Genomic DNA, 23,980 nt, shown 5'->3' with positions numbered 1-23,980 from the left:
GCGGCATGGCGGGCAAGAAGCAGTTCGACGTGGCCACGGCGCTCGATGCCGCGATGATCCAGTTCTGGCGCGACGGCTACGCGGACACGTCGGTGGACGACCTGTCCCGGGCGACCGGGCTCAACCGCAGCTCCATCTACTCCTCCCTCGGCGACAAGGACACGCTCTTCCTGCGCTGCCTGGAGCGCTACACCACGCGTTACGGCGACAAGTACGACGCCGCGTTGTCCTGCGCCGCCGACCGGCCCCTGGCGGCCGCGCGGGCCTTCTTCGACATCACCCTGGAACGCATCGCGGACCCCGCTCTGCCCGACGGATGCCTGGTGGCCCAAACCGTCATGGCGACCCCGGTGCTGAGCGCGAGCGTCGCGGCGCGTGCACGGGAGGCGATCGGCTTCCAGCGCACCCGGCTACGCGCCGCACTCAAGGCCGGCCGCCTGCACGACGAGGCAGCTGAGTCCTTCGCGACCCACCTTGCGGCCGTGAACCAGTCCCTCGCCGTCATGAGCAGAGCCGGCACGAGCACGGAACAGCTGCGCGCCATCGTCGACGTGACCCTCGGCGCACTGGCGCAGACTCTCGGCGCGAGCAACTGAGATGGGGCCGGCAAAGGCGGACTCAGCCGTCTGCCTGAGCAGAGCCCGCCCTGCGTCAGGGCCCCGGTGTCTGCCGGCCGGTACCGGCAGGGGATCATCGCGGCCGCCCGTCCGGTGCCGGTACGGCGAGGGCGTGACCGTGGTGGACGACGGCGCCCGTCTCAATTGCGGGATGGCGGTACCGCGTTCCCTGCAGCATTGCGCAAGAGCGGTGGCGGTTTCCGGCTGCTCGGACGGGTCGTCCTGACCGCGGAACGACAGCAGGCGTGAGGGAAGGAGCCGGAGGCAGGCGAGTGTTCCGCCGATCGTGCCGGCCCGCAGCGCCACGGGGATTCCTGCTGTCGCGGCGCTGAGGGCACCGGCGACCGAACCCAGCGGCCGGAGGCCGAAACTGACGGTCTGGTACGCACCCCGGGTCCGTGACCGGAGGTGAGGCGGCACCACCAGTGCGAACACCGAGCCGACCGAGATGTCCTGAACGGACTCGCCGACGCCGCCCGGCAGCGTGGCGGCCAGGACCACGCGAAGGGCGAGCAACTGGTCGAGTTGTTCGGCAAGGCGCAGGCTGACAGCCGTAAGGGCGCAGACCTGGGCCAGGAACCGCTGCGCAGCCGCTTGACCGGCTGATTCCAGGCGGGCGGGATTCTCGCCCGGTGCACACGGCTCAATCCGCCGACGGCCGGCAGCAAGGTCCCTGGAAGCCGAGCCCCAGGGCACCCCCAGGGCACCCCCCGGGGGGCCCGTTCGCACTTCATTCGGACTGTCGACAAGAAGGACTGGGTCTTCGGGTCGACAGCCCGTCTGTCTGCCGTTCGCTCCGCCACGGGGGCGGCCGAGAGCACCCGGAGCCATCTTCCGGCCCGCCACGGGTATCTGTCTGCGATGTGATGGCGAGCCCCGCCCGAGACCGGGGGTGAGGCTCGTCCGGGCCTGACGAGCAGCGGAGGACGAGGTGGACTGGGGTCGGTTCGCGGAGCAGCTGGCTTCGATGGCGCGGGATCTTCTGGCACATGACTCGGTCGATGCGACACTGCGGCGGATCACCGCGTCGGCCACGGAACTGGTCGACGGCTGTGACGCGGCCGGCATCCTCGTGCTGCACGACTCGCAGGTGGAGACACTCGCCCCCACCGACGAACTGGTCACCGACAGCGACCGGCTGCAGCAGCGGCTGGGGGAGGGGCCGTGCTTCGACGCGGCCCGGACGTCGCAGGGTCAGCGGGTCTTCCGCATCGCCGACCTCACCGCCGAGCAGCAGCGCTGGCCGACCTACGCCCCTCAGGCACACAAGCTCGGTATCGGCAGCATGATGGGCTTTTTGCTGTTCACCGAGAGGGAAGACCTCGGCGCGCTGAACTTCTACTCCCGCGATCCCGGCGCGTTCACCGAGGTCAGTGAGGTGGCCGGATGGTTGCTGGCCTCCCATGCGGCGGTCGCCTTCTCCGCCGCCCGTACCCATGCCCAGCTGGAAAGGGCCCTCGCCACCCGCCACACCATCGGCGAGGCCATGGGCATCGTCATGGGCAGCCACCACCTCACCGAGGACGAGGCGTTCGACGTGCTGCGCCGTTACTCCCAGGCGAACAACGTCAAGCTCCACGAGGTCGCCCGCCGGGTCTGTGAGGAGGGCACCCTGGCATGACCCGCGACGAGGCCCGACTCGGCGACGTCCACCTCGTCCCGGCACCCGAGCCCGGCGTGCCGCAGCAACGTCCGGCACCCGGACGGCACCGAATCCGGGGCGCGTATCGAGCGTGAGTCCGAGACGCGCCGCGCCGCTCTCCACCCGCATCCGGCGCAGCAGCACGAGACGATCGGCGGACGCCGGCATCGCCGGTGCGTCGCGGCACTCGATCACGGCGTCACCGGTCAGCCAGCGGCTCACCTGGATCAGGGTGCCGTCCTCGTAGTGGCCGCCCGACCACATGCCAGGGGTCTTCGGGCTGGACACCGAAGTGGCCACCGCCGCCGATGAGCGCGGAGAACACCGCGGCACTGTGCCACCGCGGCGCGCACAACCAGACGACGCGTCCCTCCGGATCCACCACGGCTCCGCGTTCCCCGTCGGCGAGGACCGCGTAGCCGCGCAGCACCCACGGCGGGCAGACACCGTCGCCCGCCTTCACCTGCTTGCCTGGTCTTTCCATGTCACCCACGGTTTCCCGGTGACGGCAGCGAGAAAGCGATCCACACGGCCGCCGCTTCCTGTGCGGGCCGGTTCCGCTTCCCGCACCGGCTCACAGGCTGGTGAGCAGCTGCGATGACAGCGTTTTGATCATGGTCTTGGTCCAGCGTGGTCGGCGCGGGGCCCGGGGGTGGCAGGTGGCGGCGAGGCCGAGCAGGTCGGTCTCCCCGGCGAACACGACCTGTGCGAGAGGTCGGGCAACCGGCTCGCCCGGTCGGGGGCCAGGCGCGCATTCGGACCACCGCGCGTGTGCCGCCTCGACAGAGAGGGAACTCGGCGGCCATGAACGCCCAGGGAGGACTCGGGGAGTCGTACTGGATCGAGACCGCGCCGGGTGGCGAGCCCGCCCCTCCGCCGGCCACGGACATCTCTGTCGACGTCGCCGTGGTCGGCGGCGGCGTGGCAGGGCTCAGCACCGCCTGGGAGCTGACCCGGCGCGGACGCGAGGTGGCCGTGCTGGAGGCGGGGCGGATCGCCGGCGGGGTCACTGGATACACGACGGCCAAGCTGACCGCGCTCCACACCCTCGTCTACGACCACCTGCGCCGCACCCGAGGGCGGGAGGGCGCGCGCCTGTACGCCGAGTCGCAGTCGGCGGCGATCCGCCGGGCCGCCGAGACCGTCGCTGACCTCGGCATCGACTGCGACTGGGAGGAAGCGGCCGCCTGCACGTATGCCGAGAACGAACGGGGCGTCGCACAGGTGCGCGCGGAGGCCGAGGCCGCGCGTGAGGCGGGCCTGCCGGCCGAGTTCGTCAACGGGACGGAGCTGCCGTATCCGGTGGCCGGAGCGGTGCGGGTGACCGGCCAGGCCCAGTTCCACCCCGTGAGGTACCTGCACGCCCTGGCCGCAGATCTGCGCGGCCGCGGCGGCACCGTCCACGAAGGGACCCGGGTCACCGGCCTCACCGAGGGCGAACCCTGCGTCCTGTCCACCGACGCCGGCATCGAGGTGCGGGCGCGCGAGGTCGTGGTCGCCACGCACTACCCCGTCTTCGACCGGGCGCTGCTCTTCACCCGGCTCTCCCCACGCCGCGAACTGGTCGTCGCGGGACCCATCGACGCGAACGTGGCGCCCCGCGACATGTACATCACGCCCGAGCAGAACACCCGGTCCGTGCGCAGCGCCCCCTTCACCGACGGGCAGCGTCTGCTGATCGTCACGGGCGAGCACTTCACCCCCGGTGCCCCCGGTACCGCCGACGTCGAGGAACGCCTCGCCCGGCTGACGGCCTGGGCCGCCGACCGCTTCCCCGGACTGACCATCACCCACCGGTGGGCCACCCAGGACAACGACTCCACGGACTCCGTCCCCCTCGTCGGCCCCCTCCACCCCGGCAGCCATCACACCTACGTGGCCACCGGCTTCGGGGGTTGGGGCCTGAGCGGCGGCATCATGGCGGGCCGGCTGATCAGCGACCTCATCGAGGGCCGGGAAGTCGAATGGGCGAGGCTCTACGACCCCCGCCGACTGGGCTCCGTGGTCCGTGAAGGCGGGTCGTTCCTCAAGCACCAGGCTCATGTGGTCAAGCACTTCGTGGGCGACCGGCTCCCACCCGTCACGGCCCCCGCAGCCGATGACCTCACCCCCGGGGACGGTGTCGTCATCCGGGTCGGCGGACACCGGTGCGCCGTCCACCGGGACGACAGCGGCCAGCTCCACGCCGTCTCGGCCCGCTGCACCCACCTCGGCTGCCTCGTCGCCTTCAACCGCGCGGAACAGGCATGGGAATGCCCCTGCCACGGCTCCCGCTTCGCCCCCGACGGCAGCATCCTGCAGGGCCCGGCCGTACGGCCACTGGAAAAGCGCGACGTCCAGTTGCCCTGACGTCCGCGGGAGGCTCCGTCGTCACGGCAGCTGCCCCAGGGGTGCCCGTGGGGCACCGCCGACGGCGTCCGGCACGCCCCCATTCCCCCACCAGTGTGGGAACAGCCCCGTGAAAGCCCTGGTCAGCGCCTCACCGACCTGGCTGGGCCGACCCTCCTCCGTGGCGCAGCGGGTGCTGGAGCGCATGGACGCGATGATGTCCGAAACCGACGACGAGGACCGCCCCGTCGCCTGCAACCGGGTCGCGGGCGTGGTCGTCACCGGGAACGAGGACGGCGCCCACCACGTCATCAGCGAGATCTCCGGCGCGCTCGCGGACATCGGCTGCACGATCCCCGGCCGCACGATGGCCGACAACCTCTGCGGAGTCGCCCAGGCGCTCGCCGAGCGGCCGTTGACAGCGGCCGGCTGATCCGAGGCCCCGCGGCGGCCCGTGGACGTCCGGAATCACCAGGTCAGCGGCAGCGCCCACGGCCCGGCCGACCTGCCTGCCGTCAGGCTCGGCAACTCCCGTCCCGGCAGCCGGTGGGGGAGCGCTCGGCTCTTGCCTGGTGGCGGAGGTCCTAGACTGACGCTGCGGTACCGAAGAGGGGCACGGGGGGATCCATGGACGAACTGGTCGAGTTCAAGACGGGCAGCGGTGCTTCTGTCGTGGTCGCCGTTGACGAAGAGCGTCGCGGTGCCCAGCCCGTGTCTCGCGGGGACGGGGTCCTGCGACAGGCGGGGCAGACTTTCGACGGCGCCCTGGAGAGCATCCACGCCGCGGCCGAGTCGGCACTTCGTGTCTTTCGTGACGGTCAGCTCAAGCCCGACGCCGTCGAGATCGAGTTCGGCGTGAAACTCACCGCCGAGGCAGGGGCGGTCATCGCCAAGACCTCGATGGAAGGCCACCTCGTGGTGAAGCTCAGTTGGACGCCGAACGCTGCTGGGGGGACCTCGGCCGTCTGATGGGCTCCCAGTCCTGGCAGGTCCGGGTTTCCGCGCACGGCGTCGGTTCCGGCTTCCTGGTGACCGACCGTCATGTGATGACCTGCGCCCATGTCGTGGACGGTGCGGAGCGCGCTGAGGTGACGTTCGCCCAGTACCCGGATCTCGGCCCGCTCGAAGCGACTGTGATCGCCGGAGGCGGCTGGAGCCGAGCCGATCAGGGCCGGGGCGATGTCGCAGTGCTTGAGCTCGACAGACCCGTGGGCGTACCGCCGGCCAGGTTCGCCGCCGTCGACGCGTCGTACGCGCATCCGGCGGCCAAGCTGACCGCGTACGGCTTTCCCCGCGGCTACGACGAGGGGATCCTCGGTGAGTTCCGGAGCACCAGCGACCAGCTGATCGCGGGCGAGTGGCTGCAGCTGGAGGCATGGACGAGCCACGGCTCGCCCTTGGAAGAGGGGTTCAGCGGTGCGGCGGTCGTACGGGAGGACACCGGTGAGGTGGTGGGCATGGTCACCGCCAGGTACTCGGCAGGCGGGGGCGGGAGGATGCTCCCCTCCCGGGCGCTGGTCCGATACTGGCCGGATGCGGCGGACCTGGTGCCGGTACCCGAGCACGGCTCTGGCACGGTGGCCCGGCTGCGTGACCTCGTCCAGCGATACGCGGACGACTGCACCCCGGAGGACGTGTATCGCAGTGTCATGGAACCACTGACTCCGCTGCCCCCGCTCCCGCCTGCCGGCGGTTTCCTGTCCTTGTGGGACGTGGCCTGGTTCCTGCTGACAGAGGTCGACCCGATGCCGGGCACCGCGCCTTGGGCCGATTTCGCCGCATACCTCGCCGACCGTGCCCAGGACGCGGCCGTCCGGCGTGCGCTGTACGCGTGGGCGGGAGACCAGAGGCCGGGAACGACACGACAGAGGCCGGAGACCCGGCCGGTACCGGACGGAGTCACGAAGTGGTCCCCGATCCTCGTCGAGATCGAACGCAGCGGAGCCGACCGTGATGCTTACCTGGTCTCGGTCTTCGCAATCCGCGACGGGCGCGCGCAGCTCGTGGCCGGCACCACCCTCGCGAGGCAGCACCTGCAGGAGTACGTGAGAGAGCGCCTCGACCATGCCTTCCGGCAGATCGATCGCAGCGGCGACGAGCTCATAGCCTTCGCGCTGCCGAGAGACTGGCTTGGCGAACCGGTCGACGAATGGCACGCCGGTGTGGACGACGCCACTCCGCTCGGATGTTCCTCCCCCGTCGTGGTGATGGATCTCGCTCGACGTCGGGAGTCAAGGCTCCAGTTCAAACTTGAGAAGGTCTGGCAGAAGCTCGACGGCCGGTCGGACATCGACTGGCACTTGGTCGCGTGCGGCAGTCCTGAGGACCCGGCCAAGCTCACCGTCCGGCTCAAGGGGCTGGAAACGGCCGTGGGATACGGGTCGTCCCCTGAGACGGACCAGGCGCGCGGGCTGCTGCAGGCCGGCCTCAACGCGGCGGCGCCGGTCATCGTCTGGCCGCGGTCGGGCTGTTCGAGCCGGCATGACGATGACGGCACGGCCGACCACTCCTGCGCTGGTGCTCGCTTCCTCGACGCCCTGAAAGGGCGTCTGGCGTCGCTGCCTCTGGCGAATCTCCCGCTTTATGTCCGTGACTTGCGGAGCGAGGCGTATCTGACCGAGGAACCGCACTGGGCCGCCGGCCTGGCACTGATCTGGGAGGACCCGCGATGGTTTCCGGCAGCGAGCATCTACGCGCGGTCCCCGGTCGATTGAGCGGCAGTTGAATGATCTGGAGAACTCCCATGCCCATGTGGCCTGTGTACACCGGTACGGAAGGGCCACACGACGGCGTGGCCCACCTGCCCGACCCCCCGCCTTGGCGGGCCTTCGACGGCGGACCGCCACTGCCCCTGCCGCCGCAGGAGGACGGCTCCGCGTCGCCCGACCGGAAACACCGGGCGGGCACGTACCAGGCAACTGGGGAAAGCGTCGAGTTGGTGAATGCCGCCCTGGTCCTGCGCAGGCCGCTGCTGGTCACCGGTCCTCCGGGCAGTGGTAAGTCGTCGCTGCCGTATGCCGTGGCCAGAGAGCTGAAGCTGGGCCCCGTCCTGCGCTGGAACATCACCAGCCGCAGCACTCTCCAGGACGGCCTGTACCAGTACGACCCGATGGCCCGCCTCTACGCGGCCAGTAAGGGTGCGGGGCACAAGCGGCCGGAGGAGGTCGGCGAGGGGGCATCCGCCGGCGACGCCATCGAGGACCACCTGCGGCTCGGCCCGTTGGGGACCGCGCTGCTTCCCTACGAGCGGCCTCGCGTACTGCTCATCGACGAGATCGACAAGAGTGACCTCGACCTACCGAACGACTTGCTGAACGTACTGGAGGAAGGGCAGTTCGAGATCCCGGAGCTGGTCCGCTCCGCCGAGCATGCGCCCGCGGCGCGGTTGATGGTCTCAGGCAGCGCGGACCGGGCCACTGTCGACCGGGGGCTCGTACGCTGCCGCGCGTTCCCGTTCATTGTGCTGACCAGCAACGGCGAGCGGGAGTTTCCGCCCGCGTTCCTGCGCCGATGCGTGCCCCTGCACCTTCGCCGGCCCGAGCCGGACCACCTGGAAGCGATCGTGCGAGCGCACCTCGGCGAGCTGGATGAGGACACGAAGCGGATGATCACGACGTTCCTGGAGCGCAGCAGCACCGGAGAGCTGGCAACCGACCAGCTGCTCAACGCCATCTACCTCTCGAGGATCCCCGGTTTGGAGGCCGGATCCCGCGACGCGTTGGCCGCCAGCCTCATGACCCATCTCGGCCCGGTCGCGGAGTTCCATGACTTCTGATCCGGCGCAGCCGTCGTCCCCCTCTGAAGTGAAGCGTCTCCTCGACGTCCTTGGCCGGGCGGGCGATGGCGAGACGAACGCGACGGAGCTTGCCGAGCTGATCTGGCTGGCGCGGCACAGCAGCACGCCCGTGCGTGCTGCACAGCAGGCGAGTGAAGCATCCCCCTCCGTATCTGCTGACGCCGCGCAGTCCGCGCCGCCCGTCAGCCATCCGGACCCGCCACCGGCGCCGGGACGCCCTGGCCTTCCGCTGTCTCATCGGTCCGATGCCGAGTCGCTGGAGCGTGGCCCGTACGCGTCGCTGCTGGCCCCGCTGCCACCCATGCTGGCGCACCCGCTCCCGCTCCAGCGGGCCCTGCGTCCGCTGCGACGACGGGTGCCGTCGTACCGGAAGACGGAGCTGGACGAGCGGAGCACGGCGTACCGGATCGCCCGGCACGGAGCGTTGCCAGGCACCTGGCTACCCGTACTCCGGGCGAAGCCCGAGCGCTGGCTCACCCTGTACCTCGTTTACGACGCGGGGCCGACGATGCCCATCTGGCACCCGCTGTGGCGGGAGCTGCACCGCGTCATCGGCCAGGCAGGCGCATTCCGCGAGATCAGGCTGCTGACCCTCACCCAGGAGGGGCAGTTGCGGAAGTCCCCCGGCGGACGGCCGGCTGCTCTGCCCCCGCGTGACGGCCGTGCCGTGACGCTCGTCCTCAGCGACTGCAGCGGCCCCCACTGGTACCCCGGCAGCGAGGCGACCGCGCACTGGTACCGAGTGCTGGACCGCTGGGCCCGCACGATGCCGGTGGCGATCGTCCAGCCACTGCCGGAGCGGCTCTGGCGGCGTACCGCACTTCCCGGTTCGGCGGGTCTGCTGACGGCGCGCGGACCTGCCGCAGCCAACTCGGCCCTGCGCTTCACGCCGTACGACACACCTGAAGCAGAGGTGACCGGGCTGCCGCTGCCGCTGCTGGCGCCCTCCGCTCGCTGGTTCACACACTGGGCGGAGCTCGTGGCGGGCCGTCCTGGTGCCAAGGTGCCGGGGGTGGCCGCGACACTGTCCGCAGATCTGTCGACAGCCCCTCTCGAACCCGCGGGAAGCACGCCCCGGTCGTTCTCGTCGGAGGAGCTGGTCCTCAACTTTCGCGCCCACGCTTCACCACAAGCGCTTCGTCTCGCCGCGCACTTGGCCGCGGGCGAACCGAGCCTCCCTGTCATGCGGTTGATCCAGGCTGCCACGGAGGAACGGCCGGAGCCGCAGCACCTGGCCGAGGTGGTGCTCAGCGGCCTGCTCACGACAGTCCCCGGGAAGGCAGCCGCCTCAGGCCACTACGCGTTCCGCCCGGGCGTGCGAGACGTGCTCTTGCGTGCTCTGCCCCGCTCGACGGTCGCCCGCATCGGCGCCGTCATTCAGCACCACGCAGGGTCCCGGCCGGGGGAGCTCCCTGTCGTAGTGCCGACCGGGGGCTTCGAAGGATCGGGGAGCCGTCCCTCCGGGGAGCCCTTGGCGGTGGTGACCGAGGAGACCCTGCGGAGGCTGGGCGGCGGCTCCGGCAGGAGAACAGACGAGACAGACTCGGCCGCCGGCGGCACGAGCACCCTCGTTGACGGACGCTACCGGTTGGACGAGCGAGGCTACGCCGGACCGACGTCCGAGACCTGGCGGGCGACGGACGAGCAACTGGACCGGGGCGTAACCCTCAAGCTCTTCCACGTACCGATCACGGATGGCGCCAGGAGGCGCGGGTTCCTTGGCGACGCGGATCGACTGGCCGGGCTGGAAATCCAGGGGCTGGCACGGGTGAATGGCTTCGGGTTCCACGACGGCCGTCCCTACGTCGTGACGGATCCGGTCGACGGAGAGAGCCTTGAGCAACGGCTGAAGCTCGCCCCCGGGGGACTGCCCCCGGAGACGGTCACGGCGATCGGCGGCCAGATCGCCGGGACGCTTGCGGAGCTGCACCTGAACGGCCTGCTGCACCTCGACCTCAGCCCGTCGGCCCTGGTAGTGCACCGGGACGGGACAGTGGCCGTCACCGATCCCGGCCTGGGCATCCACGTTCTGCCGGATGTGGACGGTGGCGACTACCGGAGGAGCACCTTCGACCTGTCCGGCCCACTCCCCGTTTATCGGGCGCCCGAGCAGCTTTTCGGCGCGTCGGCCGACCATCGCAGTGACCTGTACTCGCTCGGCTGCCTGCTCTACGCGATGGCCACCGGCGCCCCACCCGCCCCGGACGCCCGCGCACTGCGCAATGCGTGGGCGCACGGCATGCGGCACCTCCGTCCGGAGCTCCGGTCGGGTCTTCCTGACGCGTTCGACGCGCTCGTCACCGAACTGCTCGCCGTCAATCCCACGGACCGGCCGGCCGACGCGGAAGACGTGCTCAACAGACTGGTGGGCACCAGTGCGGACGACGAGGAGCTCACCGCGGTCGCCCAAGCCGTGCTGGCTCTGGACCCGGGGGGCACCCGCATGGCCGATGTCCTGAGGGGCACCATCGATGCGGCGCTCGATGGCCCCCATACGGGCCGTTACGACTGGACGACCCTTCTCAAAACGGAGAAGGTGCACTTCGGAACCCTGGTGGAGATCGCCATCCAGCGCGAGTTCGGATTCCCTGACGGAACCGAGATGGACTACCTGATCGGCGGCGTGGAGGTGGATTGCAAGTACTCGCAGCAGTTCGGTGGCTGGATGATCCCGCCCGAAGCCCAGGGACATGTGTGCCTGCTGGTCTGGGCGGACGACCACACGAGCCGCTGGAGTGCTGGCCTGGTGCGCATCAGGAGGGAATGGCTCACCTCCGGTAGGAACCGGGATGTGAAGCTGACGATCAAGGCCGAACGCCGCAAAGAGATCCGCTGGCTCTGGCGTGACGTGGATCTTCCGGAGAACATCCTGCTGCACATGCCTGCCGCTGACCGAGACGCGGTTTTCGGGAGTTCTTCCGGCCAGGCCCGGATCAACGAACTGTTCCGCCGAGTCCAGCAGCGTCCGATCGGACGCAACGCGCTCCGCACCGTGGTTCAGCAGCAGGACTACATGAAGCGCGTCCGTGGGAACGGCGGGGCCCGCTCGGTACTTCGGAACGAGGGAATCATCATCATGGGCGACAACCGTGCGCACCAGGAGGTTGCCCGTCAGCTCGGCCTCACCGTTCCCCGGACGGGGGAGTTCGTAAGCGCTCGGGTCGTACCGGCTGCGCCGTCGAGCAGCAGGCCGGCCGTGGAGCTCGATGGTGGACTGTGGTCTGTGGCTTCCCCGGGCGACCCTGTGGTCATCGCACCGTTGCTCCCCGCCACCTTCGCCGCCGGAGGGTGGCAGTGAGCACGAAACACCCCCAGCCGGAAATGACGCTCGCCAGACGCTCTGCGCGCCGTTGACGATCGCCGCGTGAGACGACGTCGCCCTGTCCGGCGTGGACAGGGCGACGTCGTTGTGTGCAGTCGGCGCTGGTTCAGCGTGAGCGGTCCCCGCGGGACGGACGCCTACCTCTCTGCCGCCTTCAGGCGCTGGGCCGCCGTGTCCCCGCGTCGGCCGACCGGTACGACGCCTGTCGCGGCGCCGAGGCCGTATGCGGGCATGTCGACGTACACCGATTCGCAGGAGCCCGCCGGGACGATGAACGTCTCGTGCCAGATACCCACGTGCCCCTTCCCGGCGCGTGCTCGTCGGTTGAACGCCGTCCATGCGGGCCGGTGCTCCCTGTCCTGCTGGTGGGCGTAGGCGAGGAGCCGTTCAGGAGCGGCTCGGCGCGTCGGCGCGCAGGTTTCTGGCCAGGAGACGGTGCAGCAGTGTGCCGAGGTCGGCCTGCTCCTCGGCCGTGAGCCCGTCGAGCAGCGGGGTTTCGACCGAGCTGACGGCATGGTCCATCTCGTGCAGCAACCGGCGGCCCGTGTCGGTGACGCGCAGTTCGGCGGTGCGGCCGCGTCCTGCCGGAGTCACGCGGTGGACGGCGCCGGCCTGCTCGAGCTGTCGCACGGTGGCCTGCATGCTCTGCGCGGTGACTCCCGCGCGGCGCCCCAACGCGCTGTAGGAGAGCCCGGGTTCGCGCGAGAGGTGTCCCAGGGCGCTCAGATGCCGCAGCGACAGATCCTGGGCCTCGAGGGCGCGCTCGACCTCCTCCCGCACGATCCGCCCCAGGGCGATCAGCAGCAGCGCGGGGCGCCCCGGGGGAGGGCGCTCGGCCGGGTCACTCGTCACCTGTCCCACCTTCCAGGGCCGGATGCCGGCAACCGGCAGCTCTGGGCTCTCGAAAGAGGAATGCTATCGTCGGGCGAGTTTAAGGCAGACTGAAACTGTGCGCCCGATGCCCCACCCGGCGTGCGCGCGACAAGAGGAGACACCGCCATGGCCACATTCCTGCTCAGCGTCCACGTGCTGGCGGCGATCCTGCTCATCGGGCCGGTCACCATCGCGGCGAGCCTGTTTCCGCGTTACGCGCGCCAGGCACTGGCCGACGGACCCGAGCGGCAGTCGGCCACGGGCTCGGTCCAGCTGCTGCACCGGATCTGCCGGGTCTACGCGGTGGCCGGCATCTCCGTCCCGATCCTCGGTGTCGGCACCGCCCAGGTGATGGGCGTGATGGGCAGCGCCTGGCTCATCGCCTCCATGGCGCTGACGGCGGTGGCCGCCGTCCTGCTGGGCATCGCGGTGCTCGGCACCCAGGACGCCGTGGTCACCCAGCTCGACAGGCCCGAACGGGCGTCGACCGTCACGGAGTCCCTGATCGCCAGGCTGCCCAGGCTGTCGATGATCACCGGCATGTTCGCCCTCGTCTGGCTCGTCGTGGTGGTCCTGATGATCGTCCGCCCCGGCTCGACGACAGGCACGTGACGGCTCGGTCGCGGCTCGGGGACGGCGACCGTGACCACGGTCAGTTGACCCCCGCTGCTCGCCGACGAGGAGGACCTGCTGACCGCGCTCGGCAATGTCGGGCCCGGCGGCGGCCGCCCCCGTCCGCGGTCGCCCCGGCGCGGGAAGTCGTTTCGAACTCCGGCTCGACCCGCCTCAAGTCAGTCTCCAGCGGGCCCCGGGACGCTGCGTGAGCACGTGTCATGGGAGGTTCCGAATCAGGGGCCGGCGCCGTCGGGCGGGCGGTCCTCGGGAGGGTGACGGATGACGGACGTGGCGATCGTGGGTGCGGGGCCGACCGGACTGATGCTGGCGTGCGAACTGCGCCTGGCCGGTGCCGAGGTGGTCGTGCTCGAGGCGCTGCCGGAACGCACGGGGCACTCCAAGGCGCTCGGGCTGCACGCCCGTTCGCTGGAGGTCCTGGCCCAGCGCGGGATCGTGGAGCGGTTCCTGGCCGAGGGGCATCCCAAGGTGCCGGTCGGGCACTTCGCGGGAATCCGCAAGCTCGACTTCGGACGATTCGCCGGCGACCACCCGTACATGCTGCGCATCCCGCAGGCGGACACGGAGCGCCTGCTGGAGCAGTGGGCGCTGGAACTCGGTGTCGAACTCCGCTTCGACGCCCGGGTGACGGGCCTTGCGCAGGATGCGGCAGGGGTCGCGCTGACGGTCGAGGGAGCCGAGGGGGCGTACGTCCTGCCGGCGGCCTACGCGGCAGGCTGCGACGGCGGGCACAGCACCGTGCGCGAGCTGCTCGGCGTCGGCTTCCCCGGCACGCCCACCACGCTGACCGCGATGGTCGGCGACGTCGAACTGCCCGGCCTGGACCAGCCGGTGACCGGATCCATGCCCCGGCACACGAACGGCGTGGCCATGCAGTTCCCGCTCGGGCCGGGCCTCTACCGGGTGGTCACCGTCGAGTTCGACAAGGTCACGGACCGGGACGCACCCCTCGACATCGATGTGCTGCGCACCGCCTACCGGTCGATCGCCGGCACGGACTACGGCATGCGCGGCGCCCGTTGGCTGTCCCGGTTCGGGGACGCGACCCGCGAGGCGGCGCAGTACCGGGTGGGCCGGGTGTTCCTGGCCGGGGACGCCGCGCACATCCACTTCCCGGCCAGCGGCCAGGGGCTCAACCTCGGCATCCAGGACGCGGCGAACCTCGGCTGGAAGCTCGCGGCCGTCCTCGCGGGGCGCGCGGGAGAGGAACTGCTGGACACCTACCACGAGGAGCGGCACCCGGTCGCCGCCGCCGTGCTGCACAACACCCGGGCCCAGGTCGCCCTCATGGAGCCGGGCGACAAGGTGGGCGCGCTGCGCGAACTCTTCGACGTGCTGCTGGACTTCGACGAGGTGCGCGACTTCCTCACCGGCATGGTCAACGGCCTCGACGTGGTCTACCCGGCGTCCGGCGACCACCCGCTGGCGGGTCGCCGGGTGCCCAACGCGGTGCTGAAGACCGAGGACGGCGAACGCCGTGTCCACGAGCTGCTGCACGGCGGGCACGGCGTCCTGCTCGACCTCTCCGACGGTGCACCGGCCCTTGCGGCCGGGTCGCGTCGGGCCGCGGTCGACACCGTGCGCGCCCGGGCCGACGAACTCGGCGCCGGTGCCCTGCTGATCCGCCCCGACGGCTATGTCGCCTGGGCGGCCCCGGCCGGCGAGGTGACCGGTGAGGGCCTGGAGCCGGCGCTGACGAAGTGGTTCGGGGCGACCGGCTGAGCGGTGGAGGCACAGCGGAACGGGCGGGGCGCCCCGGGGGAAGTAGGCGCCCCGCCCGCGTCGGAGGAGGACAGGCGGTCACGGCAGGACCAGTACCGCCTTGCCCCGGAAGGAGCGTGCCGCCAGGGCCGCGAACGCCTCGGCGGTCCGCTCCCACGTGTCGCGCAGACCGATGCGCGGTACCAGGCGCCCGTCGGCGATCAGGCCGACGAGGATGGCCAGGTCCTCACCCTTGGTGTGGTCCGGGATCGGACTGACCAGCCCCATCACCTTGCTGTTGGGCGCGTATCCGGCGAAGTCGAGGATGCGCACCTGGGACGGGCCGCCGATGTTGCCGTACAGCACGGTCGTCGCGCCCGGCGCCATGCGGTGCAGCACCTGCGGGAGGAGCGGCCCCCCGATGCCGTCGAGGGCGAGGTGGAAGGGGCCGGGAACCCCTTCGGCGTGCTCGGCGAGCGAGGTCACCGCGCGGTGGGCGCCGAGTGCGCGCACCTCCTCGGCCCGCTCGGGGCGGGTCACGTGCGCGGTCACCCGCGCCCCCGACGCCACCGCGAGCTGCACCGCGAACTGTCCGACGCCGCCGCTCGCCCCGGTGACCAGCACGTCCCGGCCGAGGAGCGCACCGCCCGCCCGCAGCGCCCGCAGCGCGGTCAGACCCGCGACCGGAAGGGTCGCCGCCTGCTCGAAGGAGACCTCGTCGGGCAGTACGGCGGTCCGGTGGCCGGCGATCGGGATGCGCTCGCACCAGCCCTCCCAGTCCATGTAGGCGACCACCCGCTCGCCCACGTGCGGACCGGTGCCGTCGGCGGCGGCCCGCACCACGACACCGGCGGTGTCCTGGCCGGGGCGCCAGCCGTGCGGCCTGCGCCGGACGAGGTTGGCCTCGTCGTGGTTGAGGGAGAACGCGCGGACCTCCACCACGGCCTCGTGCGGGGCCGGGTCGGGCTCCGGCAGACCGTCGGTCAGCCGGAGGCCGCCGGGGGCCGTGGGGTCGGTGACGAAACCGCGCACGGTCAGGCCTTCGCGGGGGCGACGTCCCCGGGGGACGCGTCGCTCGCCGCCCGGGCCTCGGCCGCCGATGCCGCCGCGGCCCGCACCAGCACGGTGACCAGGGCCGTCATCACCAGGATCAGACCGAGCGCGATCCAGGCGGCCAGCTCGGTGGCGCCGGCGTACGCGCCGGCACCGGCGCGATCGCCGAGCTTGGCGAAGAAGATCGCGCCCAGCACGGCGACGCCGGTCACGCTGGCGAACTGCTGGGTGGTGGACAGCATGCCGGAGGCGATGCCGGCCTGGGCGGGCTTGACGCCGGCCATCGGGGCACCGATCAGGGAGGGCAGGATGAGGCCGTTGCCGATGCCCATCAGGGCCGTGGAGACCAGCAGCACCGGCTGGGAGATGCCACCGCCCTGGACCTGCAGGCCGACGGCGGTGATCAGGACGCTCACGGCGGTGATCAGCGAGCCGATGGTGAGCACCCGCAGGCCGTGCTTGGCGACCAGGCCCTTGCCCTTGAGTGAGGCGACCATGGCGAGTACGGCGGTCGGGGCGAAGACCAGGCCCGCGTGGAGCGCGCTGAAGCCGAGGCCGGTCTGGAGCATCAGGCTCAGCACGAAGATGTAGCTGGTGAAGAAGGCCATGAAGGCCGCGTTGATGGCGAGCCCGGCGTTGAACACCTTGCTGCGGAACAGCGTCAGGTCGAGCAGCGGCTGTCCGCCGGTCCGGGCGAGCCTGCGCTCCCACAGCAGCGCGGCCGCCATCGCCGGCACCGAGGCCACCAGCAGGATCCAGGCCCACAGCGGCCAGTGGTACTCGCGGCCGAGGACGAGCGGAACCAGTGCCAGGGCGAGCGATCCGGAGATGCCCAGGATGCCCAGGGCGTCGAGGCCGGGGCGGCGGCCCGAGGCGGTGGTGGGGAGCAGCCGCAGGGCGAGGGCGATGACGACGATGCCGATCGGGACGTTCACGAAGAAGATCACGCGCCAGCCGAGGCCGAACAGGTCGGAGACCAGCAGCAGACCGCCCAGCACCTGTCCGCAGATGCCGCTGAGCCCGCCGGTCACACCGAACCAGGCCAGCGCGCGCGGCCGCTGCTCGGCCGGGAACGTGGAAGTGATCAGGGCGAGCACCTGCGGCACCATGGCGGCTGCCGTCAGCCCCTGCAGCATCCGGAAGACGACGAGCTGGGTCGGGTTCTGTGCCAGGCCGCAGAGCACGGAGGCGACGGTGAAGCTCGCCATGCCGACCAGGAACATGCGCCGGTAGCCGAAGAGGTCGCCCATGCGGCCGCCGAGCACCAGGCCGGCCGCGTAGGTGAAGACGTAACCGCCGACGACCAGTTCCAGGGCCGCCTCGCCGGCGTGGAGGTCCGCCTGGAGCGAAGGGATCGTCACGTTCACGACGTTGCCGTCGAAGCCGTACATGAAGAAGGCGGCCAGGATCACCGGCAGCATGCGCCAGTTGTGCCGGTCCGTGGCACTCGGTGTGTCCCGCGTCTCCGTGGCGGACATCGTGCTCACCTCGTCCGTTCTCATCGGTTCGATGTTCATCGATCAGGTTGGTAGTCATCGAACAGTACGATCGCTGTCGATGTCCTCGCAAGTGCAACGGACGGATGTCGCCACGCGCCGAACGGCCAAGGCCCGTAGGGAGAATGGCCCCGCGGGACGTGCGGGACTCCGGCGTTGCGCGAAGACGTGAGAAGTTCATGGTCCAAGACGTGACGGCGCCACTGCCTTCTGCCGCCAAGGCTTCGCAGAATCCCTGTCAAAGGCGTCGCGCGACCGTCATCCGGTCGGCGAGGCCGTCATCCGGTCGGAAAGGAAAGCAACCATGCAGCACTCTCCGCGCACTTCCCACGGCGCCGAGAACCAACTCCAGGCAACGGAAGCCGTGCTGACGGTCGAGAACCTCGACCGCCCCGACCTCGGGGGCGTCGCCCTGTTCGGCGTATGCGTCCGCGCCCTGCCCGCGGTCGACGGAGCCGCGGCGGCCGGGCACACGGAGTGATCCGGGCGTGAGCGAGGTACGGGGGGCGGAGCGGGCGCACACGGCCGACGAGGAGGCACCCGTCGGTTTCAAGCGTCATCTGCGCAGCGTGGTCGTACCGGGGGAGGCCGTCTATCTGCTCTCCTCCGAGAGTGTGGTCGCCGTCCGCGGGCCGGCGGCCGAGGTGGTGGCGCCCCTCCTCGACGGCACCCGCACCCTCCCCGACCTCCAGCGCGCCGCCGCGCCGGAGCTCGCTCCCGAGCAGAGTGCCCGGGCGGTGCGCGCCCTCACCGAGGCGGGACTCGTGCGCGGCCACACCCCGTCGCGCCTCGACCCCGCCGCCCAGGCGTACTGGGACCACGCGGTCCCCGACGCCCGCACCGCGGAAGCCAAACTGACCGCCGAAGCCGTCCGCGTCGAGGTCCTGGACGCGCCGGACGCCGTCGGTGACGCCGACCGCGCCGCCCTCGCCGCGGCCTGTGCCGGTGCGGGGCTGCGGGTGGCCGCCGACGCGTCGGACACCGAGGCCCTCGTGCTCGTGGTGTGCGAGGACCATCTCGATCCGCGCCTGGGCGAACTGGACGTGCGCCTGCGCTCGGACGGCGTGCCGTGGCTCCCGGTGCGGGTGCACGGGCCCGAGGTGTGGATCGGTCCCGTCCTCGGCGCACCCGGCCCGTGCTGGTCCTGTCTGGCACAGCGGCTGCGCACACACCGCCGCTCCGAGGCACCGCTGAGGCGCGCCCTCGGCACGGACGCACCGGCGGCCCGGCCCGGCGCCTCGCTCCCGGCCACCAGGGCCCTCGGCTTCCAGCTGGCGGCCCTCGAAGCCGCCCACCGGGTCGCCGGTCTGCGCGACCCGGCCCTGCCGGACCTCCTCGCCTACGACACGCTCACGCGCCGCACCACCCTGCACCCGGTGCGCAGACGCCCGCAGTGCCCCGACTGCGGAGACCCGGGCATGGTGGCCCGACAGGTATGCCGGCCGTACGTACCGCACCCGCGTCCCAAGACGGCCGTCGAGGGCAACGGCCACCGTGCACTGACGGCGCACCGGATGCTGGAGAAGTACGGCCACCTGATCGGACCCGTCAGCGGTGTGGTCAAGGAGCTGCGGCGCGACCCGCGCGCTCCCGGCTTCGTCGACTGCTATCTGTCCGGCCACAACCTCGCCACCGAGGCGCACACCCTGGCCGGGCTGCGCGCCGGACTGCGCGCGCTCAGCGGGGGCAAGGGGCTCGACCCGGCCGAGGCGCAGGTGAGCGCGTTGTGCGAGGCCGTCGAGCGGTACAGCGCCACCCGGCACGGCGACGAGCCCGTCGTCCGCGACACCTACCGGGCGCTCGGCGCCGACGCGATCCACCCCAACGCCTGCCAGCTCTACGACGAACGGCAGTTCCGCGACCGCGACCGCTGGAACGCCCGCGCCGCGCACTTCCAGTACGTGCCCGCGCCCTTCGACGAGAACCGGCCCGGCGAGTGGACCCCGGTCTGGTCGCTCACCGCCGGCCGGCACCGGCTCCTGCCCACCTCCCTGCTCTACTTCGATCCCAGGGACTCCGACGGGGACGGACTGCGCGCCGATTCGAACGGCAACGCCGCGGGCGGCAGCCTGGAGGACGCCGTCCTCCAGGGATTCATGGAACTCGTCGAACGCGACGCCGTCGCCCTGTGGTGGTACAACCGCACCCGCCAGCCCGCCGTCGACCTCGACGCCTTCGACGCCCCCTGGGTGCGGCGCGTGATCGACGGCTGTCGTGCCCTCGGCCGCGAGACCTGGGTCCTCGACCTCACGACCGACCTCGGCGTGCCCGCCCTCGCGGCCGTCTCCCGGCGCGTCGACAAGCCCGCCGAGGACATCCTGTTCGGATTCGGCGCCCACTTCGACCCGGCCGTCGCCCTGCGGCGCGCCCTGACCGAACTCGGCCAGATGCTGCCCGCGGTGGCCGGGGCGCGCCCCGACGGCACCGGATACGCCGTCGACGACCCCGAGCCGCGCACCTGGTGGCGCACGGCCACGGTCGAGGGCCGGCCGTTCCTGCGCCCGGATCCGGCCGCCGCGGCCCGCACGCCCGCCTCCTGGCCCTACACCCCGCGCACCGATCTGCGCGACGACGTCGCGGCAGCGGAGGCGCTGGTGGCCGAGCGGGGCATGGAACTGCTCGTCCTGGACCAGACCCGGCCCGACATCGGCCTGCCCGTCGTCAAGGTCCTCGTGCCCGGACTGCGCCACTTCTGGGCCCGGTTCGCGCCCGGACGCCTGTACGACGTCCCCGTCACGCTGGGCCGGCTGGACACGCCGACCGCATACGAGGACCTCAACCCGGTGCCCCTCTTCGTCTGAACTCAGGCCTTGGGAAAGCGTGTTGCATGCACGCCACAAAGGCTGCCTATAGTTGCAGGCCGAAATGGTTCGACCACCTGGGGGAGGGGTGCCGTGTCGCACAGCGTTGATCCTCGTCGAACCGGCACGGACTCGACGCAAGGGTCCTCGGCATCTACAGGCAACCCGCTCTTACAGCAGGCGACGGCCGTGCAGCCGGGTATCGGGGACATCCCCGCGCCACGCGTGGCCCGCGGCATCCTGGTCGCCGTGCTGCTGTCGTACCTGTTGATCACGGTGCTCAACCTGTTCCGGCAGGACATTCCCGCGAGCGACGAGGCGGGCGGCGTCGCCGGACTGGCGGCGGTCTTCGTGCTCCAGCTCTGGCACTCGGCGCCCTCGGCCCGGCAGCGGTCCGCCCGGCGCAGAGCGCTCACGCTGAGCCTGCAGGGCCTGGTCACCTATCTGCCGCTGCTCGTCTACGCGTCGGAATGGGGCGGCATGGCGGGATTCCTGGCCGGATCGCTGCTGCTCCTGCTGCCCGGGCCGTACAACTGGGCGGCGTACGGCCTGGTCGGGCTGAGCATGCTCGTGCAGCCGGTGCTGGTGGGCAGGTCCCTGCTCGACAGCGTCTACCTGTGCGAGTCGACGCTCCTGACCGGGCTGGTGGTCTTCGCCCTGACCAGCCTCGCCGAACTCGTGGTCAGGATGCACACGGCCCGTCAGGAACTCGCGCGGATGGCCGTGATCGAGGAGCGCATGCGGTTCTCCCGCGACCTGCACGACCTGCTCGGCTACAGCCTGTCCGCCATCACCCTCAAGGGCGAGCTCATCCACCGCCTGGTACCGGCCCACTCGGAGCGCGCCCAGTCCGAGATCACCGGAATGCTGGAGATCTCCCGCCAGGCCCTGGCCGACGTCCGCACCGTCGCCAGCGGCTACCGCAGGCTCTCCCTGGCCGACGAGGCGGCCTCCGCGCGGTCGGTGCTGGCCGCGGCCGACGTCAGCGTGGACGTCATGGTCGCCGTCGCCGACCTCGACGTCCGGGTGGAGACCGTCCTCGCGACCGTCCTGCGGGAGGCCGTCACCAACGTGCTGCGCCACAGCAAGGTGCGCAACTGCGAGATATCCGCGCGCATGGCCGACGGAGCCGTACGGCTGTCCGTGCTCAACGACGGTGCCGACACCCACCGCCGGGACTCCTCCCCGGACAGCGGCAGCGGCCTCGACAACCTCGGCACCCGGCTGGGCGCGGTGGGCGGCACCCTGGCGGCCGACCGTCTGGACGACGGGCGGTTCCGGCTGGAGGCCGTCATCCCCGCCCGCCCGGCCGGGGTCGCGGCGGTGCACCGGGTCGGCTGAACACCGCCGGCGCCCGGGTCGAGCTCCCGTCCAGCGGGGCTCCACCCGGGACACGGAAGCTGCGAAGGGCTCTCAGCCAGGGCCGCAGACAACCCGATCCCGATTGGCGGTGCAGTGGAATGGCGGTGGACGCCCAGCGCTTCCGCGAGCTCTTCGGTTCCTATCCCACCTCGGTCTCCGTCGTCACGACAGTGGACGCGGACGGTACGCCCCGCGGCCTCACCTGCAACGCGATGACGGCGGTCTCGGCCGCGCCCCCGATGCTCCTGGTGTGCGTGGACCGCAACTCCCAGTCCCTGTCGGCGCTCCGGCACTCCGGCGCCTTCGTGGTGCACGTCCTCGCGGAGAACGGCCGTACGGCCTCCGACGTGTTCGCGAGCAAGGCCGACGCCAAGTTCGAGGGACTGCGCTGGCGCCCCGCGGCACTGGCCGGCGGCGCGCCCGTGCTGGCGGACGTCGCGCTCGCCCACGCCGAGTGCCGCATCGTGCAGCATGTCGAGGCGGGTGACCACTGGATCCTCGTGGCACGGGTGGAGGCGGCCGAGGTGTACCGGCGCAGGCCCCTGCTCTACCAGCGCGGCACCTACAGCGTCTGGCACCAGGAGACCGAACTGGCGGCGACGCACGGCTAGCCGACGGACCTGCCGAGGGCCCCGCCGGTGGTCGGCGGGGCCCGGTCGTGCGGGGCGGGCCGGCTGCCCGGGTCAGGCGTGACAGGCCGGCAGCCGGCCGTGGTGCTCGATCATCTCCTCGAAGAGCGCGCCGATGTCCATCGGTGCGCCGCGCCGGGCACCGCGCACCTCGGCGTAGGCGCGGTGCAGGTTCGGCACCAGACGCTCGGAGTCGAGCAGTTCGGCGTACTCGCCCAGGTCCGTCTCGCGTGCCACCTCCAGCGGGCTCAGGCCCGCCGCGTCGCCTTCGACGGCCAGCTCGTGCACCCAGCGCAGGTACGACTCGGCGACGTCGAACACCTCCGGACCGCACACCGGGCCGTGCCCGGTGACCAGGGTCTCGGCGCCGAACCCGCGCAGCCGCACGATCGCCTCCAGCGAACCGGCCACCGAGCCCATCGGGCAGAACGGGGTGACCCCGGCCATCACCAGGTCGCCGGTGAACAGCACCCGCTGCGCGGGCAGCCACACCACGGTGTCGTTCGTCGTGTGGGCCGGCCCCACATGCACCAGCTCGGCCTCGATCCCGCCCACATGGAGCGTCAACCGGTCCCGGTAGGTCACCGAGGGCGGATCGAGCACCAGGTCGCCCCACTCGACGTCCGGCCACAGCCCGGTCAGGTGCAGCCCCGCCTCCGTCATCTCCGTACGCGTGCGTTCGTGGCCCACGACCACCGCGCCGGGGGTGAACACGTAGTTGCCGAAGGTGTGGTCGCCGTGGAAGTGGGTGTTGACGACGTAGCGCGGAGCGTGCGGGGTGACGGAGCGCACGGCGTCCCGCAGTGCGAGCGAGCGGCGTTCGGTCGCCGCGGTGTCCACCAGGGCCGTCACCCCCTCCCCGGCCAGGATGCCGGCGTTGTTCAGACACCACCCACCGTCCGGCTGCACATAGGCGAAGACCCGGTCGGCGACCTCCTGCGTACGGGGCGGCGCGAGCCGCTGGACAGGCGCGGTCATCAGAACTCCAGACGTGTGTGGACTGTCGGGTACCTCACACTGCACACGCACAGTCGAGTACGACCGGAAAACTGACTTGAGTAGGATTCGGGTCACGCTTGCGATCATGAAATGGGGGAGCATGAAGGCGGGCAAGATACGACTACTGTTGGCCGAGGACATGCACATGGTGCGTGGCGCCCTGGCCGCACTGCTCAGTCTGGAACCGGATTTCGAGCTGGTCAGCGAAGTGGAGCGAGGGGACGAGATCGTGCCGCAGGCGATGCGGCAGCGGCCCGACGTGGCGATCGTCGACATCGACCTGCCCGGCGTCGACGGTCTGACGGCCGCGCGCGAGCTGCGCTCGGCACTGCCCGGGTGCCGGGTGCTGATCCTCACCAGCCTCGGTCGCCCGGGGACCCTGCGGCGGGCCCTGGACGCCCAGGTCTCCGGCTTCCTCCTCAAGGACGCGCCGCCCCGGGACCTCGCCGAGGGAGTGCGCCGGGTGCACGCCGGGCACCGGGTCATCGACCCCAAGCTCGCCCTGGCCGCCTGGGGCGCCTCGGAGGACCCGCTGACGGCACGGGAGTCGGAGGTGCTGAGGCTCGTCGCCGAGGGCGCGGAGGCGGCGGAGATCGCGGCCCGGCTCCATCTCTCGGTGGGCACCGTCCGCAACTACATCACCGCCGCGGTGACCAAGCTCAACGCACGCAACCGCCTCGACGCCGTGCGGATCGCGCGGGACGCGGGGTGGCTCATCTGACGGGGCC

General features: G+C 71.5%; 21 protein-coding genes and 2 pseudogenes. 16 read left to right on the top strand and 7 right to left on the bottom strand.

What is annotated here, in order from left to right:
• The first annotated feature begins 5 nt into the window (after positions 1 to 5).
• The 3 genes from ACFY6U_RS04420 (at position 6) to ACFY6U_RS04410 (ending at position 2,238) form a co-directional block, all read left to right on the top strand.
• Entirely contained in the window at positions 6 to 596 is a 591-nt protein-coding gene (locus tag ACFY6U_RS04420; RefSeq protein ID WP_390035014.1) for a TetR/AcrR family transcriptional regulator, read from the top strand.
• A gap of 429 nt (positions 597 to 1,025) precedes the next feature.
• On the top strand, positions 1,026 to 1,223 hold the full coding sequence (locus ACFY6U_RS04415; RefSeq protein WP_390035013.1) for a hypothetical protein: 198 nt from the start codon (positions 1,026 to 1,028) through the stop codon (positions 1,221 to 1,223).
• A gap of 325 nt (positions 1,224 to 1,548) precedes the next feature.
• The gene (locus ACFY6U_RS04410) at positions 1,549 to 2,238 is read left to right on the top strand and encodes a GAF and ANTAR domain-containing protein (protein WP_390035012.1); all 690 of its coding nucleotides are present in this window, start codon (positions 1,549 to 1,551) and stop codon (positions 2,236 to 2,238) included.
• A 220-nt stretch (positions 2,239 to 2,458) separates the two neighbouring features.
• Here ACFY6U_RS04410 and ACFY6U_RS04405 read toward each other — a convergent pair whose 3' ends face one another.
• Together ACFY6U_RS04405 and ACFY6U_RS04400 are read right to left on the bottom strand one after the other, a co-directional pair.
• Entirely contained in the window at positions 2,459 to 2,743 is a 285-nt protein-coding gene (locus ACFY6U_RS04405) for a trehalase-like domain-containing protein (RefSeq protein ID WP_390035011.1), read from the bottom strand.
• Positions 2,744 to 2,833: 90 nt separating this feature from the next.
• On the bottom strand, positions 2,834 to 2,959 hold the full coding sequence (locus tag ACFY6U_RS04400) for a hypothetical protein (protein WP_390035010.1): 126 nt from the start codon (positions 2,957 to 2,959) through the stop codon (positions 2,834 to 2,836).
• A gap of 104 nt (positions 2,960 to 3,063) precedes the next feature.
• Here ACFY6U_RS04400 and ACFY6U_RS04395 point away from each other — a divergent pair, with 104 nt between their 5' ends.
• The 6 genes and pseudogenes from ACFY6U_RS04395 (at position 3,064) to ACFY6U_RS04370 (ending at position 11,681) form a co-directional block, all read left to right on the top strand.
• Positions 3,064 to 4,608 (top strand): FAD-dependent oxidoreductase, encoded by a 1,545-nt coding sequence (locus ACFY6U_RS04395; RefSeq protein ID WP_390035009.1) that lies wholly within the window; start codon positions 3,064 to 3,066, stop codon positions 4,606 to 4,608.
• 118 nt (positions 4,609 to 4,726) lie between these two features.
• Positions 4,727 to 5,020 (top strand): annotated as a pseudogene (locus tag ACFY6U_RS04390) (flavodoxin family protein); the annotation flags it as partial.
• 194 nt (positions 5,021 to 5,214) lie between these two features.
• Entirely contained in the window at positions 5,215 to 5,556 is a 342-nt protein-coding gene (locus ACFY6U_RS04385) for a CU044_2847 family protein (protein WP_390035008.1), read from the top strand.
• Positions 5,517 to 7,301: a trypsin-like peptidase domain-containing protein gene (locus ACFY6U_RS04380; RefSeq protein ID WP_390035007.1), complete on the top strand. Its 1,785-nt coding sequence runs from the start codon at positions 5,517 to 5,519 to the stop codon at positions 7,299 to 7,301. Before ACFY6U_RS04385 ends, ACFY6U_RS04380 begins: the two co-directional genes overlap by 40 nt.
• A gap of 29 nt (positions 7,302 to 7,330) precedes the next feature.
• Positions 7,331 to 8,362 carry an AAA family ATPase gene (locus tag ACFY6U_RS04375; RefSeq protein ID WP_390035006.1) on the top strand — a complete coding sequence of 344 codons (1,032 nt, stop codon included), beginning with the start codon at positions 7,331 to 7,333 and terminating at the stop codon, positions 8,360 to 8,362.
• Positions 8,352 to 11,681: a NaeI family type II restriction endonuclease gene (locus ACFY6U_RS04370; protein ID WP_390035005.1), complete on the top strand. Its 3,330-nt coding sequence runs from the start codon at positions 8,352 to 8,354 to the stop codon at positions 11,679 to 11,681. Before ACFY6U_RS04375 ends, ACFY6U_RS04370 begins: the two co-directional genes overlap by 11 nt.
• Before the next feature lie 161 nt (positions 11,682 to 11,842).
• Here ACFY6U_RS04370 and ACFY6U_RS04365 read toward each other — a convergent pair.
• Together ACFY6U_RS04365 and ACFY6U_RS04360 are read right to left on the bottom strand one after the other, a co-directional pair.
• Positions 11,843 to 12,094, bottom strand: a pseudogene (locus ACFY6U_RS04365) (monooxygenase family protein); the annotation flags it as partial.
• Positions 12,093 to 12,557 (bottom strand): MarR family winged helix-turn-helix transcriptional regulator, encoded by a 465-nt coding sequence (locus tag ACFY6U_RS04360; RefSeq protein WP_390035004.1) that lies wholly within the window; start codon positions 12,555 to 12,557, stop codon positions 12,093 to 12,095. The pseudogene ACFY6U_RS04365 and the gene ACFY6U_RS04360, both read right to left, overlap by 2 nt.
• 147 nt (positions 12,558 to 12,704) lie before the next feature.
• Between ACFY6U_RS04360 and ACFY6U_RS04355 the strand changes: the two genes are divergently transcribed.
• Positions 12,705 to 13,190 (top strand): DUF2269 family protein, encoded by a 486-nt coding sequence (locus ACFY6U_RS04355; RefSeq protein ID WP_390035003.1) that lies wholly within the window; start codon positions 12,705 to 12,707, stop codon positions 13,188 to 13,190.
• Positions 13,191 to 13,472: 282 nt separating this feature from the next.
• Positions 13,473 to 14,933, top strand: a complete 1,461-nt coding sequence (locus tag ACFY6U_RS04350; protein ID WP_390035002.1) for an FAD-dependent monooxygenase — start codon at positions 13,473 to 13,475, stop codon at positions 14,931 to 14,933.
• A gap of 78 nt (positions 14,934 to 15,011) precedes the next feature.
• Here ACFY6U_RS04350 and ACFY6U_RS04345 read toward each other — a convergent pair whose 3' ends face one another.
• Together ACFY6U_RS04345 and ACFY6U_RS04340 are read right to left on the bottom strand one after the other, a co-directional pair.
• A complete protein-coding gene (locus tag ACFY6U_RS04345) occupies positions 15,012 to 15,944 on the bottom strand; it encodes a zinc-binding dehydrogenase (protein WP_390035001.1) in 933 nt (310 codons plus the stop codon).
• A gap of 2 nt (positions 15,945 to 15,946) precedes the next feature.
• On the bottom strand, positions 15,947 to 17,467 hold the full coding sequence (locus ACFY6U_RS04340) for an MFS transporter (RefSeq protein ID WP_390035000.1): 1,521 nt from the start codon (positions 17,465 to 17,467) through the stop codon (positions 15,947 to 15,949).
• Between the two features lie 298 nt (positions 17,468 to 17,765).
• Between ACFY6U_RS04340 and ACFY6U_RS04335 the strand changes: the two genes are divergently transcribed.
• From ACFY6U_RS04335 to ACFY6U_RS04320, 4 genes are all read left to right on the top strand, one after another.
• On the top strand, positions 17,766 to 17,942 hold the full coding sequence (locus ACFY6U_RS04335; protein ID WP_390034999.1) for a hypothetical protein: 177 nt from the start codon (positions 17,766 to 17,768) through the stop codon (positions 17,940 to 17,942).
• Positions 17,943 to 17,949: 7 nt separating this feature from the next.
• A complete protein-coding gene (locus tag ACFY6U_RS04330; RefSeq protein WP_390034998.1) occupies positions 17,950 to 20,262 on the top strand; it encodes a TOMM precursor leader peptide-binding protein in 2,313 nt (770 codons plus the stop codon).
• 189 nt (positions 20,263 to 20,451) lie between these two features.
• Entirely contained in the window at positions 20,452 to 21,603 is a 1,152-nt protein-coding gene (locus tag ACFY6U_RS04325) for a sensor histidine kinase (RefSeq protein ID WP_390034997.1), read from the top strand.
• A gap of 119 nt (positions 21,604 to 21,722) precedes the next feature.
• Complete coding sequence (locus tag ACFY6U_RS04320; RefSeq protein WP_390034996.1) at positions 21,723 to 22,235, top strand: flavin reductase family protein; 513 nt, start codon at positions 21,723 to 21,725, stop codon at positions 22,233 to 22,235.
• Between the two features lie 72 nt (positions 22,236 to 22,307).
• On the opposite strand, the gene ACFY6U_RS04315 is transcribed toward ACFY6U_RS04320, so the two are convergent.
• Positions 22,308 to 23,231, bottom strand: a complete 924-nt coding sequence (locus ACFY6U_RS04315; protein WP_390034995.1) for an MBL fold metallo-hydrolase — start codon at positions 23,229 to 23,231, stop codon at positions 22,308 to 22,310.
• Between the two features lie 106 nt (positions 23,232 to 23,337).
• On the opposite strand from ACFY6U_RS04315, the gene ACFY6U_RS04310 reads away from it, so the two are divergent.
• Positions 23,338 to 23,973: a response regulator transcription factor gene (locus tag ACFY6U_RS04310; protein ID WP_351498608.1), complete on the top strand. Its 636-nt coding sequence runs from the start codon at positions 23,338 to 23,340 to the stop codon at positions 23,971 to 23,973.
• Positions 23,974 to 23,980: the final 7 nt, after the last annotated feature.

The sequence above is a fragment of the Streptomyces sp. NPDC013157 genome, assembly GCF_042899865.1.
GTDB lineage: Bacteria > Actinomycetota > Actinomycetes > Streptomycetales > Streptomycetaceae > Streptomyces.
The sequence above is the reverse complement of the archived record's forward strand: the minus strand, read 5'-3'. Positions and strand labels throughout refer to the sequence as shown.